Raw genomic sequence first — 14,390 nt, forward strand, 5'->3', positions numbered from 1 at the left:
CGCACCAACTACCGGCAGACCAGTAGTTTGCTGATTACTGTGTCTGTGGGCAGACCTGACTCCGAAATAGGTCGGACGTACTGGTTGACACCGCAGTGCCTAATTACGAGAGAATTGCTGAGTCGGACGTCCGATTCGAATTGCGTCGTGGGAGCGGGAGGTAAGTGATGTCGGTCCTGTCTCTTCTGCAACCCCACCAGAGAGAAAGATTGACGCCCGCGCAGCGCGATGACGTCACTCGTGAGCAGATAGCCGTCACCTTCGGCGTGCTGCCGTGGGCCGCTGCTGTCCACCTCGTCGTCACACTCGGGCTGACGTTGTATGTGATTCCGCCGGACAGCGGACCGTTGCCGCGTCTGTGGCCATTCCTGTCCGGAGTGATCGGGTTGGTGGGGATGTGCGTCGGTCTCGCCATTCATTTCAACCTGATCGCACCCACGTACCGGATGTCCTACGCGTTTCTCATCATCGAATTTGCTGTAGTCGGGATCCTGTATTCCTCGCTAGCCCTGGTCCTGTACCCGATCCTGGACGATTCCGGCGACCTGATCCTGATAGCGGTCACCACATCCATCACCGGAGCCGGAGCCGTGGCCACCGCGATGTTGCGGATGGTGGGGGTCACCTGGATCCTGTCCAATATGGTCATCCTCGGGGTGGCATTCTGGCTTCAACCGGGGCCCGAGTTCGAACGAATTCTCATTGGAATGATCGCCTACGGCGCAGCTCTGATCGGCGGCACGATAGTGGTCTCGGGCAACCTGGAATCTCGCTACCGAGCTGAATTGAGCGCCGCGTCGGAACGATCGGTTGTGCAGATGCTTCTCGAAGATTTCGAAGGCAACGCGGGGGACTTCGTGTGGGAGACCGACCAGAAAGGCAAGTTCAACCGAATCCCGACGCGGCTCGCGGTCGAAGCGGGGCTGGACTCCACCGAGTTGCAGGGAACGGCGTGGCAGGACCTGTTCATGGAATTGGGCACCCTACGGATCCCCGGCGGAATCGATGCGCTCATGGAGTTGCAGCAAGCCCGCCACACGAAGACCGCATTCGTCGACGTGCTCGTTCCGGTCCGAGTGCACGGTGAAATCCGGTGGTGGCAGATCTCCGGACGCCCGCGCCCCGGCCGCACGCCCGACGAGTTCGTCTGGCGGGGAGTCGGTTCCGACGTCACGGAAGTGAAACTGCAGAGTGACGAGATCGTGCGGATGGGTCGGGTGGACGCACTCACCGGCATGCCGAACCGGCACAGCTTCTGGACCGAGCTCGAGCGACTGCTGCGCGATCCGTACACAAGCGAAAGTGGTCTCGCGTTGGCCATGCTCGACCTCGACAACTTCAAATCGGTCAACGACACACTGGGTCACACCGTTGGCGACGCGGTTCTGCGAGAGGTCGCGGATCGCCTGTCCGAAGCCGGCGGAATGTCACAGTTGTTCGCACGTCTGGGTGGAGACGAGTTCGCGATTCTTTTCACCGATGTAGGTGACAGTTCGCAAGTTCGTACTCTGCTCGGCCGCTACATCGAAACTCTGCATGAGCCGATCACAGTGGCCGGCACGCGGTTGGAGATCGGATGCAGCATCGGGTACTACCTCCCCGCCGAACTGCCGTCCTCCGCCGACGAAATGATGGGCGCTGCGGACCTCGCGTTGTTCGCGGCAAAGGAATCCGGGCGCGGGGCCGTGCGTGAATATCGAGACTCGATGAAGTCCGTGGCCGATCGGCGGGCCCGCCTACTCGAAGATCTGGGAAACACCGTCGCGGAGAAGGACCTCGAACTCGAGCTGCTGCCCAGGATCGACGTGCTCTCCCGCGAGATCGTGGCCGTGGAGGTCCGCGTGGTCTGGCACAACGCCCGCCTCGGAGCTGTGACGTCCGCCGAATTCATGAGCGTCGCAGACGACACCGGTTTGGCTTATTCACTAGGAACGACCGTCTTCGAGCTGGCGTGCGAGGCGGCGTCGCGTCTTCCTGATCACCTGCGGGTAGCCGTCACGGTATCGACGCGTCAGCTCGAATCGGATTCCTTTGTCGACTCGATAGGGGATTCGCTTCGACGATCGGACGCCAGCGCACATCAGCTCGAGCTCCAACTCAACGAATCCTCGGCGATCACCGACGAGTCCAAGTCTGCATTGCACGCGATCGCGGACATGGGAATCGCGCTGACCGTGGACGAGTTCGGTGCCGGATTCTCCTCGCTCGCATCACTGTCCGGCCTTCCGTTCACCCGAGTCCGGATAGAACGCTCCATTTCGGGTGCGGCGCCTGGTGGACGGCCGATTCTCGAAGCTGTCGTGGATCTGGTCGACGCGCTGGGCATGGAGGTCGTCGTCTCGGGAGTCGACGGTGAGGAGGACTTGAAGTCCGTGGCCGCTGCAGGGGTGAGGACTGTTCAGGGATACATCGCCGGCGGGGTCATGTCGGTCGACGCGGTCGCAGCGGCGGTAGCAGGCCGACGTGGATGACCCGGCGGTACTCCGTAGGCGTCGTGTCGAGACGTCTGTGCGCAAGCTCGGTCGCAGCGGCACGGAACAACACCTCTCGGATTACGATCGCCGTCGCTTACTCGATCGACGCCTGCGGTTCACCGCGCGCGTACTTCCGTGGTCGTTTCTGACTGCAGCGGTTGCGTTGTCAGCGATCGTGGTGCTCCTGCCGGTGGATGCCGGATGGTTCAGCTTCGCCTGGTCGAGTGTCATGCTGTTGTCGAGCGCTGGGTTCAGTGTCTATTGGCTCCGGCGCTCGCGTATTGGAGTCTCAGAGTCCCAGACCACCGAATTGGTGGTGCTCACAGTCGAAATCATTGTCTGGGGAGTGCTCCTGGCGTGCTTGGCTCTCGTTCTCTTCCCGATGCTCGATCCTGGTGACGAATTGGTACTGAGCTCGACCTTGATCGGTGGGATCGCGGTCGGCGTGTTTCCCACCATGATGTTTCGCGGAATCACTGTCGTCTGGATCAGCCTGGTGGGAGTCGGGCTGGCCGGGGCGTTCTGGACGGAACCGGGCACATCGCGTTTCGTGCTGATCGGGGTGCTGGTCATCTTCGTAGGTTCGCTCTACAGCGGAACTTTGCTGTTGGCCAACCTCTTCGAGAGACGGCTACGCGCCGAACTCGTAGCCGAGGACGAACGAGATCTCGTCGAATTGTTGCTCAACGATCTCGAAGACGGAGCGCAGGATTGGCTCTGGGAAACCGATTCGCGCGGTATCGCCAGTACCGTGTCGTACCGATTTGCCGAGCAGGTCGGTTTACCGGCAGCGCAGATTCGGGGCCGCACCATGCACGAGATCCTGATCGGGATCGGCGCATCTCGAACAGATGCGGGCAGGAAGTCCCTTGATCTTCTCACCGCGAATTTTCAAGCCGGGACGGCGTTTCGGGACCTCACCATGCAAGTTGTCGTAAGGGGCGATACTCGCTGGTGGTCGATGTCAGGTCACCCGGGCAGCGGCGACGGGGCAGACTACGGGTGGCGCGGTGTCGGATCCGATATCACGCACTCCTATCACCAGCGTCAAAATATCTTGCGACTGGCGGAAGTCGATTCGCTGACCGGACTCAGGAATCGGTACAGCTTCAACGCTCAGCTCTCGTCGAGGCTTCGGGACGGACGCAGAGTGTGGTTGGCGATTCTGGACCTGGACAACTTCAAGTCGATCAACGACCGGTTGGGACACCACGTCGGAGACGACGTGCTTCGCGATGTTGCGAGCAGGCTGCACAGCGTTCTGCGATCGAACGAGATCTGTGGGCGACTGGGGGGTGACGAGTTTGCCATCGCCTTCGACGACTCCGCCTTCGACGACTCCGCCTTCGACGACATCGCGAGTGCAGATGAGGTTGAGGAACGATTCCAAACGATTCTCGACTCATTCGAACGACCATTTTCACTGGTCGGCAACCAGATTCGCATTCGTGCCAGTCTGGGGTACGGCTCGATGCCCGACGACGCCGACAGCCTCGAAGACCTGGTGATTGTTGCGGACCTCGCGCTTTACCACGCAAAGGAGAGCGGTCGGAACCAGATTCGCGCCTTCGATGCGACTTTGCGGGATCGTGCGACAGGTAGGGCCAGAGCACTGTTGGATCTTCGTCGTGCGTTGATCGACGAAGAGTTCGAGTTGGTCTATCAACCGCAGGTTTCAGCCGCGACGGGAGTTGTTGTCGGGTTCGAGGCTCTGCTGCGTTGGAACCATCCGACTTCAGGTCTCGTCTCGCCGGGAGACTTCATTTCGGTCGCCGAGGAAACTGGCTTGATCGTGCCGATCGGTGCAGGTGTTTTGCGGGCTGCCTGCACGGCAGCGACAACGTGGCCGGAGGACATTCGGGTTGCCGTCAATGTTTCTCAGGTGCAACTGCGTTCGAGTCGATACGTCGAATCGGTACGCCAGACACTGAACGAGGTGAACCTCCACCCCAGCCGACTCGAGATCGAAGTGACCGAATCGCTGGTCATCGACGACGCCGACCGAGATGTGTTGGTACAGCTCTCGGCGCTCGGAATCGCGATTGCGATGGACGACTTCGGTACAGGGTTCTCCTCGGTTGCCAGCTTGGCCCGGCTGCCGCTCGATCGGTTGAAGATCGATCGGGCGTTCGTCGCACCGCTGGACGCGGATCCCTCGAATTCGAGGTTCGCTGTCCTGCGAGCCGTCATCGCGATTGCCAAATCTCTCGGGCTGGACACCGTTGCCGAGGGCGTGGAGACGGAGAGGCAGCGCGCGATAGTGACGGAGTGCGGATGTGACGTGATCCAGGGGTACCTCGAGGGAATGCCGATACGGGCAGCCGAGATTCCGGACTATTTGAATGAGCGACCAGGCGGTCCGAGCAGGCTGGGTGTCGCGGCTACCACTGAGTGAGAACTTTGCGCCCGTTTTGGCGATCGATGTGTGACGGTACGCCGAAGTGATTCACATCGAACTGCAGAAGGGTGTCTTCGTGGTGGTCGGATCGGCGTACTTCCCAGGGCCGATGTTGGTGGGTAAGAAGGCAGTGGTCACAGGCGGTTCCCAGGGAATCGGCGCAGCGATCGTTCGAGCATTTGCCTCGCATGGCGCGTCAGTTCTGGTTGTGGACATGGCACCGCTGGGCGAGGTCGAATTCGACTCAGCTGCAGGTGGTTCGATCAACCATCTCGAGTACGACGTGCGTGCGCAGGAAGTCCCCGTCGCGTTGACCGAGTTCGCGCCGGACGTTCTGGTGAACAATGTGGGTCATTTCCTGAACCCGCCGACAGCGTTCACCGGTACGGATCCAGGATTCTGGTCCGAGGCGGGCAACATCAATTTCGATCACGTCGTGCGCCTGACCCATGCCCTGCTTCCCGGCATGATCGATCGCGGAGTCGGTGGATCGATCGTGAACCTGACGACGGTGGAGGCGCATCGAGCGATCCCGGGCCACACCATGTACTCGGCATACAAGGCCGCGCTGACGCAGTTCACCAGAAGTCTTGGTGTGGAGATCGGTCGAACCGGAGTGCGCGTCAACGCCATTGCCCCGGATCTGATCGAGTCGGTACAGGTGCCGTATCGCAGGATCGTCCCTGCCGACGACTGGGACAAGTGGCCGGGGTGGGCGCCGCTGGGTGGACCGGGCCAGCCGGTCGACATTGCCGGCCCCGCGCTGTTCCTGGCTTCAGACCTGGCGAGATACATCACCGGAACCGTCATCCACGTCGACGGCGGCTCGCACGCTGCCGGAGGCTGGTTCCCCACCGAAGAAGGCGGCTGGACCAACCGGCCCCGAAAGGCTTGACACATGACAACTTTCAGTCTGAACGTTCCCAATTTCGGTACCACCCTTGCGGAGAACTCCTACGGGAAACTCGTGCAGGTCTGTCAGAGCGCGGAAGCTGCCGGCTTCGACCGGGTCCTCGTCACCGATCATGTGGTGATGGGCTCGGACAACTCGGCATACACGTGGTCGGCGTTCCCCACCGAGCCTGACGCCAACTGGCTCGAACCGCTGACCGTCCTGGCTTTTGTTGCCGGACAGACGAAGACAATTCGCTTGGGGACCGGAATCGTCATCGCGGCGCTGCGCGGGGGAGCGGTACTTGCCAAGACGGCCGCGACACTCGATCTGCTGTCCGGCGGCCGCCTCGACCTTGGCGTCGGAACCGGTTGGCAGGAACGCGAATACGACGCCGTCGGTATGGACTTCGGTAAACGAGGACCGCTGCTCGACGACGCACTTGCAGTGTGCCGGGCCCTGTGGAGTTCGGCGCCGGCGAGCATCGACACTCCTCGTCTGAAGTTCGACGACGTGTATTGCGCGCCCCGTCCAGCCGCTGGAATACCGATCTGGGTATCCGGTTCACTATCCAAGGCCGTCGTACGACGCGTCGCAACCTGGGGTGACGGGTGGATTCCGATCATGGGCGCCGCGGACGACGACCTACGTGAAGGGATCGACGTCATCGGGAAGGCCATGGCGGATCTCGGACGCGATCCAGCGGAATTGCAGGTCCGTGGGCGACTGACCGTCGTACGCGGGTCCGACGGCTCGATCGACCTCCCGGCGACGATGATCGGCGCCGAACAGCTGCTCGAATCCGGTGCCACCGATGTGCTGGTCGCGCTGGCAGCAGTAGATCCGGATCCGGACACGGCGATGGCAGAGTTCGGCGAGCTGGTGTCGGCCTTCGCAAAGGTGACCCGATGACTATTGCGTCGAGGCGGTAGTTCTATCGTGCGAAGTGTTGTAGTGCAGCCTGATCGAGGAGAGAACACATGACCGAGAGCATCGTCGTGGATACGAGCCTGGAAGCGTTGCTCGACGCCCGGATCAGCTGCCGCGCCTACGAGGACCGTCAGGTGCCACGTGAGGTGATCGAGGAGATCCTTCGGCTGGCGCAGAAGACGCCCTCGTGGTGCAACACGCAACCGTGGCAGGTTGCGATCACCGAAGGAGAGGGCACCGAACGATTCCGCGCCGGCCTCGGTGAGTACGTGATGGCCAACGCCCAGGAGTCGGACTTCGAGTTCCCCCGCGAGTACCAGGGCATCTACAAGTCGCGTCGGTTCGACTGCGCGATGGCGCTGTATTCGAGCGTCGGAATCGAGCACGGTGACCGCGCCGGATCCGCGGCACAGACGATGAAGAACTTCGAGCTCTTCGGCGCTCCCCACGTCGCGATCATCACCACCGACGAGGCATTGGGCACCTACGGCGCCGTCGACTGCGGGTTGTACGTGAACAGCTTCCTGCTCGCGGCCCAGAGCCTGGGGGTCGCCACCATTCCGCAGGCGGCGCTCGCGGGCAGCTCCAAGTTCATTCACGAGCACTTCGGCATCGACGACACGCGCAAGGTTGTCTGCGCGATCTCGTTCGGGTACCCCGACACCGACCACCCGGTGAACGGATTCCGCACCGAACGCGAAACCGTCGACAACGTCGTGCAGTGGATGTCGAACTGACAGGGATGTCGAACTGATCACCTGCTGGTCGGGGGATTGAGTGTTGCGTAGTTCCACCTGAAAGACTGGTGGCATGTCCGACACACCCGAACTGTTCGATCGTCTGCGCCGATTCCCCGATGTCGAGGCACCCAATCTCTTTGCCGTCGACGCGGCTGATCGTCTGATCCTCGACGAGGCCGCCGACGCTCTTGCCGCAGCGCCGGCGGGCACCGTCGTCGTGATCGGCGATCACTACGGTGCGCTGACCGCCGGTGTTGCGCTCGTTCACGGAATCGCCGCCGTGCGGGTTCACCAGGATCCACTCACCGGAGAGTTGGCCCTCGCGAACAATGCGCGCGAACTCGGATTCAGTGACGCCTTCACCTCCCACGGACTGGACGAGGAGTTGCTCAGCGGCGCCCGCGTCGTGCTCATGCAATTGCCGCGTAGCCTCGCCGAACTTGCCGAGATCGCCCAGCTGATCGCGCTCCACGCCGACCCGGCGGTTCGTGTCTTCGCCGGTGGGCGTGACAAGCACATCACCCCGGCGATGAACAAGGTTCTCGGCGAATCGTTTTCCGACGTCAGCGCCTCGCGTGGGCGTCAGAAGTCCCGCGTACTCAAGGCATCGGAACCGAAGGCCGATGTTGCCATCACGTTCCCGATGACCGAACGCCTCGACGAGTTCGACCTCGACGTCGTTGCTCACGGCGCCGTGTTTGCCGGTGCGAGCCTGGACATCGGCACCCGGTTGCTCCTGGAGAACCTCGGAAAGATTGCGGTCGATCCGCTGAGCGACGTGATCGATCTGGGTTGTGGCAGCGGCATTCTCGCGGCGGCGATCGCGCGTAAGTTCCCGGATGTCCACGTGATCGCAACGGATCAGTCCTCGGCAGCCGTCGCTTCGGCTCTGGCGACCGCAACTGCAAACGGCGTCGGCGATCGGGTGAGCGGCCTGCGCGACGACGCCGTGAGTTCGTTGCCCAGTGCGAGTGCCGATCTGGTTCTGTTGAACCCGCCGTTCCACGTCGGCGCGGCGGTGCACACCGGCGGAGCACTCAAGATGTTCGAAGCCGCCGGTCGCGTCCTGCGTCCGGGTGGCGAGTTGTGGACTGTTCACAACGCGCATCTGGGGTATCGCGAACCGCTGAAAGCCGCGGTGGGTCCGAGCGAGGCGATGGCGAAGAACGCGAAGTTCATCGTGATGAAGTCGGTCAAACCGTCCTAGTATCGAAGAGTGTTGATCTTCCGGAAATGCGCCGGGAACTACAACCGACGCTTCGACGTTGTAAATTACGAGTGCTTTACTTTTAGTCAGGTACACGGACCGTGTCGGAAACTCGGATCCGTACGGCGAACCCGCGACGCACCCGTCGTAGGCCACCACGATGAAGGGATGATCACGGTGCGCACCACCAGCAACCCGGTGTTCCGCAATCTGCCCAAGCAAGAGGGCAACGGATACGCCTCGTTCGGATCTGCGACGGCGGGCGCCTCGCAGGCAACCCAGCAGTTCGGTCAGCCGCAGTACGCTCCGGCCGAGCCGTACCAGACCGGTCCCACCTCGCGGGCCATGACGATCGACGACGTCGTCACCAAGACGGGCATCACGCTCGGTGTGCTGACGATCTCGGCACTGGTGTCGTACTTCCTCGTCAACAACAACGCCGACCTTGCAGCCCCGCTGGTCATCGGCGGCGGTCTTGTCGGCCTCGTTCTGGTTCTGGTCGCGACGTTCGGTCGCAAGATGGACAACCCGGCAATCGTGTTGGCGTACGCCGTCGCCGAGGGTCTGTTCCTCGGTGCGCTGTCGTTCATGTTCACCGATATTCAATTCGGTGGCGTCGGCGGATCGGCACTGATCGCGCAGGCAGTCCTCGGCACCTTCGGCGTGTTCTTCGGCATGCTCGTGGTTTACAAGACCGGCGCGATTCGGGTGACACCGCGTCTGACGCGAATGATCATCGGCGCGTTGATCGGCGTTGTCGTTCTGGCGCTCGGCAACCTCGTCGCGAGCTTCTTCGTCGACGGCGGACTGGGACTGCGTGACGGCGGAACGCTCGCCATCATCTTCAGCCTCGTCTGCATCGGCATCGCAGCCTTCAGCTTCCTGCTCGACTTCGACGCCGCTGATCAGCTGATCCGCGCACAGGCCCCGGAGAAGGCAGCCTGGGGCGTCGCATTCGGCCTCACCGTCACCCTGGTCTGGCTGTACGTCGAGATCCTGCGTCTGCTGAGCTACTTCAACAACGACTAGTTCTCGAGTCGTTCCGTAACACGAAGAAGGGCCCCGCGAGGGGCCCTTCTTTTGTCGTCTGTGGGCGGTTACGGTGCTTGGATGCCTAGCAACTGCTTGGTTTGGAGCGAAGGGGAGCGAATGTCGACAAACACCACCGAACCCGTGCTGGTGGCGGATGCCGGAGCAGTGCGAACGCTGACCTTCAACAATCCGGGCCGCCTGAACGCTTTCGATGCGGCCGGTTTTCGAGCGTTGACCAAGGCGCTTGACGACGCGGCGTCGGACGAGGCCGTGGCCGTGGTGATCGTCGAGGGCGCAGGCAAGGCATTTTCCAGTGGCGTCGACCTACGCGCACTCGCCGAACCAGGCACCGACAATTCAGACTTCGGCCATGCATTCGCGCCGCTGATCGTTGCGCTGGTGGAGTTCCCGAAGCCCTTGATCGCCGCGGTGCACGGCGCTGCCGTCGGCATCGGCCTGACCATGCTGCTCTACTGCGACGTCGTCTACGTTGCCGAGAACGCGCGCCTGCGGGCACCGTTCACGTCGCTGGGTACCGCTCCCGAAGCTGCCAGTAGTTGGTTGTTGCCCAAGGTGATCGGAACACAGCGCGCCGCCGAGCTGATCCTGTCGGCCCGGTGGCTCAGCGGCGTCGAAGCTGCCGCCTACGGACTGGCGACGGCCGCCGTACCGGCCGACCAGGTACAGGCACGTGCCCGCGAGAGTGCCGAGCAGATTGCCGCCAACATCGGACCGGCAGTCCTTGCCGCCAAGCGACTGCTCCGCCACGGTTGGGCCGACGAAGCCCGCGCCGCTGTCCAGCGTGAGGACGACGCTGCACGAGCGTTGATTCGCGAGTTGGGGAGTTTTGCTCGGAAATTCACGACTACCTGAAAAACGACCATACGAAAGCGGCCGCCCGGCAGAAGCCGGGCGGCCGCTTTCTACGTGCTCAGGGGATCAGCTGAGGCGCTCGATCACCATTGCCATGCCCTGTCCGCCGCCGACACACATGGTCTCGACGCCGAAGGTCTTGTCCTGCTCCTGCAGGTTGTTGATCAGGGTGTTGGTGATGCGGGCACCGGTCATACCGAAGGGGTGACCCAGGGCGATCGCGCCACCGGAGATGTTGAGCTTGTCCTCTTCGATGCCCAGTTCGCGAGCGGATCCGAGGACCTGCACGGCGAATGCCTCGTTGATCTCGAACAGGTCGATGTCGGAGATCGACTTGCCGGCGATCTTCAGGGCGTTCTTGACGGCCTGGATCGGGCCGAGGCCCATGATCTCGGGGGACAGGCCCGAGACCCCGGTGGAGACGATGCGAGCGAGCGGGGTCAGGCCGAGTGCCTTCGCCTTGGTGTCGGACATGATCACCAGTGCGGCTGCGCCGTCGTTGAGCGGGCAGGCGTTGCCGGCGGTGACGGTGCCGTCGGGGCGGAAGACGGGCTTGAGGCCGCTGATGCCCTCGTAGGTGGTGCCGGCGCGGGGGCCGTCGTCCTTGGAGACGACGGTGCCGTCGGCGAGCGTGACGGGCGTGATCTCACGCTCGAAGAAGCCGCGAGCGATGGCTTCCTCGGCGCGGTTCTGACTGCGCACTGCCCAGCGGTCCTGGTCTTCGCGGGTGATGGCGGTGGCCGAAGCGACGTTCTCGGCGGTCTGGCCCATGCCCAGGTACACGTCGGGGATCAGGCCCTCTTCGCGAGGATCGGTCCAGGCGACTCCACCCGCGGCGAGCTTGGCGCTACGAGCCTGCGCTGCGTCGAAGAGCGGGTTCTTGGTGCCCGGTAGGCCGTCGGCGTTGCCCGTGATGAAACTGGAGACGGACTCGACGCCGGCGGAGATGAAGACGTCGCCCTCGCCTGCGCGGATGGCGTGCAGTGCCATCCGGGTGGTCTGCAGCGAGGAGGAACAGTAACGGTTGACCGTCACACCGGGGAGGAAGTCGTAGCCGAGCTGAACGGCGACGACGCGGGCGATGTTGAAGCCCGACTGTCCGGCGGGCTGGCCGCAACCGAGCATGAGGTCGTCGATCTCGGTGGGGTCGAGCTCGGGGATCTTTGCCAACGCGGCGGCAACCATCTGAGTTGCGAGGTCATCCGGGCGGATGTCCTTGAGCGAACCCTTCATTGCGCGGCCGATGGGCGACCGTACTGCTGAGACGATTACTGCCTCGGGCATGAAAACTCCTTTTGTGTACTGCTCGTGGGCGGCTTGAAACGCCGTCGAGCAGGGCAAGTTGAATGCAGCTTCGACTTACAATTTACGTTGCCGCTCCCAGATGGTGGTCACGCAGTCTCACTCAGTTGACGTCGGGGCGCTGAACTGCGGGTTTGGTGCGTCTCGCGAAGGCTTTCCACTGAGTTGCCGCTGCCGTCAGTCGGGTCGCGACGGTGCGAGCTTGCGCCGCCTCCGAGACGTGGGGAAGTTCGGGTAGCGGGCCACCCTGCCACTCACCCAGAGCCGACGCGAGAACCGGGACGATCTGCTTCGCCGCGAGCTCGTAGCCGGCCGCCGACGGGTGGAAACGATCAGCCGAGAACATCGTGTCGGGCGAGGCCAGGAATTCCTTGGCCAGCAGGTCGGCTAGTGGAACGGGATGACCCCCGGCGTTTCTGGTCGCGGACGCCTGGGCGAGCGCGAGACGATGACCCCATTCACGCACCACGGAGCGCAGTGGTTGTGGGATAGCCGTGACCACCCCCAGATCCGGGCAGGTGCCGACAACAACGACGGCGCCACTCTCGCGTAGCCGTCGTACCGCGTCGCCGAGGCGTTTAGCCGAAGCATGAATTGCGTTCTTCGCCGTGACGTCGTTGGCGCCGATCAGGATCACGGCAGCGTCCGGGGGAGGGCCGGCGACGAACATGGCGTCGACCTGCCCACTCAACCCGCGTGAGGTGGCGCCGCCGATGGCCTTGGTGCTCAAACGGATTCGCTTCCCGGTTTCACTCGCAAGCAGCTTCGCGACCTGCACACCCGGAACTTCCGACGCCGTCAGCGCGCCGACGCCGGCCGCAGACGAATCGCCGAAGACCATCAAGTGGAGATCGAAGGGCACGGCCCGCCACCAGAGTTCCGGGTTGTCGGCGCCGGGTGCGTACACCCCGTCCGCCTCGGGTGGCTTGGCGATATTGCGACCGATCACCCCGCGGGCCGCCCCCGCCTGCGACATCAGATAGTTGTAGCCCAACCAGGAGAGCGTGCCTGCACTCGATCCGGCCACCACCGTGGCCACCGACGCTTTCAGTCCGGTTCGACTCACACTTGCCAATCTAGCCGGATTGCACCACCTTCGCCCGACGTCCGCGCGCACCGTTTTCTTTCATCTGGGAACATGGACGAATGCGCATCGCGGAACACGTCGTCGACCTCATCGGCAACACCCCACTCGTCAAGCTCACGTCCGTCACGGGCGAAAACTTCGGCACGGTGGCAGCCAAGGTCGAATACCTCAACCCTGGCGGTAGCTCCAAGGACCGCATCGCCGTCAAGATGATCGACGCAGCCGAGGCTTCGGGTGAACTGAGGCCTGGCGGCACCATCGTCGAGCCGACTTCGGGCAATACCGGAATCGGCTTGGCACTCGTGGCGCAAAAGCGTGGATACAAGTGCGTTTTCGTCTGCCCAGACAAGGTCAGCGAAGACAAGCGCAACGTCCTGCGTGCCTACGGCGCCGAGGTGGTCGTGTGCCCCACGGCCGTCGCACCGGACAACCCGAACAGCTACTACAGCGTCTCCGACCGCCTCACCCGTGAGATCCCCGGCGCCTGGAAGCCCAACCAGTACTCCAACCCGGGCGGACCGGAGAGCCACTACGAGACCACCGGTCCCGAGATCTGGGCCGACACCGACGGCAAGATCACGCACTTCGTCGCGGGCGTCGGCACCGGCGGCACCATCACCGGCACCGGCCGCTACCTCAAGGAAGTTTCGGGCGGCAAGGTCAAGGTCATCGGCGCAGACCCCGAAGGCTCCGTCTACTCCGGTGGCACCGGTCGCCCGTACCTGGTCGAAGGCGTCGGCGAAGACTTCTGGCCGTCGGCATACGACCCGTCCATCCCGGACGAGATCATCGCCGTCTCGGATGCCGATTCCTTCGAGATGACGCGTCGCCTCGCCCGCGAAGAGGGACTGCTGGTCGGCGGTTCCTGCGGTATGGCCGTCGTCGCTGCCCTCGAAGTAGCCAAGCGCGAAGGCCCCGACGCTCTGATTGTCGTCCTCCTCCCGGACGGCGGCCGCGGCTACCTGTCCAAGATCTTCAACGATCAGTGGATGGCGTCGTACGGATTCCTGCGCACCCCACTCGACGGCAAGACCAACGTCCCCACCGTCGGCGACGTCCTGCGCGGCAAGTCGGGCGAGCTGCCGGACCTCGTTCACACTCACCCGTCGGAGACTCTGCGCGACGCGATCGAGATCCTGCGCGAGTACGGCGTGTCCCAGATGCCCGTCGTGGGTGCGGAACCGCCGGTCATGGCAGGCGAGGTCGCCGGAAGCGTGTCCGAGCGAGATCTGCTGAGCGCGGTATTCGAAGGCCGTGCGCACCTTGCGGATTCCGTCGAGAAGCACATGAGCAAGCCGTTCCCGCTCATCGGTTCCGGCGAGCCGGTCTCGGCTGCCACGAAGGCGCTCGGTGACACCGACGCACTCATGGTCGTCGACGACGGCAAGCCGGTCGGTGTCATCACGCGCCACGATCTCCTGGGTTTCCTGAGTTCGGATTCCTGAGTACGGATTC

The 14,390-nt window shown here is 63.2% G+C and carries 11 protein-coding genes; 9 read left to right on the forward strand and 2 right to left on the reverse strand.

Annotated elements, in window-relative coordinates:
* Positions 1-167 precede the first annotated feature (167 nt).
* The 8 genes from B0E55_RS05235 (at position 168) to B0E55_RS05270 (ending at position 10,546) form a co-directional block, all read left to right on the forward strand.
* Positions 168-2,471, forward strand: a complete 2,304-nt coding sequence (locus B0E55_RS05235) for a putative bifunctional diguanylate cyclase/phosphodiesterase (RefSeq protein ID WP_241896009.1) — start codon at positions 168-170, stop codon at positions 2,469-2,471.
* Positions 2,464-4,869: a putative bifunctional diguanylate cyclase/phosphodiesterase gene (locus B0E55_RS05240; protein WP_108912693.1), complete on the forward strand. Its 2,406-nt coding sequence runs from the start codon at positions 2,464-2,466 to the stop codon at positions 4,867-4,869. Before B0E55_RS05235 ends, B0E55_RS05240 begins: the two co-directional genes overlap by 8 nt.
* A gap of 46 nt (positions 4,870-4,915) precedes the next feature.
* A complete protein-coding gene (locus B0E55_RS05245; RefSeq protein WP_021332745.1) occupies positions 4,916-5,767 on the forward strand; it encodes an SDR family NAD(P)-dependent oxidoreductase in 852 nt (283 codons plus the stop codon).
* 3 nt (positions 5,768-5,770) lie between these two features.
* Entirely contained in the window at positions 5,771-6,676 is a 906-nt protein-coding gene (locus B0E55_RS05250; protein ID WP_080909213.1) for a TIGR03619 family F420-dependent LLM class oxidoreductase, read from the forward strand.
* 68 nt (positions 6,677-6,744) lie between these two features.
* On the forward strand, positions 6,745-7,431 hold the full coding sequence (locus B0E55_RS05255) for a nitroreductase (RefSeq protein WP_021345059.1): 687 nt from the start codon (positions 6,745-6,747) through the stop codon (positions 7,429-7,431).
* Between the two features lie 73 nt (positions 7,432-7,504).
* Positions 7,505-8,641, forward strand: a complete 1,137-nt coding sequence (locus B0E55_RS05260; RefSeq protein ID WP_080909214.1) for a class I SAM-dependent methyltransferase — start codon at positions 7,505-7,507, stop codon at positions 8,639-8,641.
* Positions 8,642-8,818: 177 nt separating this feature from the next.
* Entirely contained in the window at positions 8,819-9,670 is an 852-nt protein-coding gene (locus B0E55_RS05265; RefSeq protein ID WP_007728810.1) for a Bax inhibitor-1/YccA family protein, read from the forward strand.
* A 120-nt stretch (positions 9,671-9,790) separates the two neighbouring features.
* A complete protein-coding gene (locus tag B0E55_RS05270; RefSeq protein WP_080909215.1) occupies positions 9,791-10,546 on the forward strand; it encodes an enoyl-CoA hydratase/isomerase family protein in 756 nt (251 codons plus the stop codon).
* A gap of 66 nt (positions 10,547-10,612) precedes the next feature.
* On the opposite strand, the gene B0E55_RS05275 is transcribed toward B0E55_RS05270, so the two are convergent.
* Together B0E55_RS05275 and B0E55_RS05280 are read right to left on the reverse strand one after the other, a co-directional pair.
* A complete protein-coding gene (locus B0E55_RS05275; protein ID WP_080909216.1) occupies positions 10,613-11,830 on the reverse strand; it encodes an acetyl-CoA C-acetyltransferase in 1,218 nt (405 codons plus the stop codon).
* A 121-nt stretch (positions 11,831-11,951) separates the two neighbouring features.
* Positions 11,952-12,923: an SGNH/GDSL hydrolase family protein gene (locus B0E55_RS05280; RefSeq protein WP_108912694.1), complete on the reverse strand. Its 972-nt coding sequence runs from the start codon at positions 12,921-12,923 to the stop codon at positions 11,952-11,954.
* A 71-nt stretch (positions 12,924-12,994) separates the two neighbouring features.
* Between B0E55_RS05280 and B0E55_RS05285 the strand changes: the two genes are divergently transcribed.
* Positions 12,995-14,380 (forward strand): cystathionine beta-synthase, encoded by a 1,386-nt coding sequence (locus tag B0E55_RS05285; protein ID WP_080909218.1) that lies wholly within the window; start codon positions 12,995-12,997, stop codon positions 14,378-14,380.
* Positions 14,381-14,390 lie beyond the last annotated feature (10 nt).

Origin of the sequence: Rhodococcus sp. 66b (assembly GCF_002076325.1) — a bacterium.
Taxonomy (GTDB): Bacteria; Actinomycetota; Actinomycetes; order Mycobacteriales; family Mycobacteriaceae; genus Rhodococcus_F; species Rhodococcus_F erythropolis.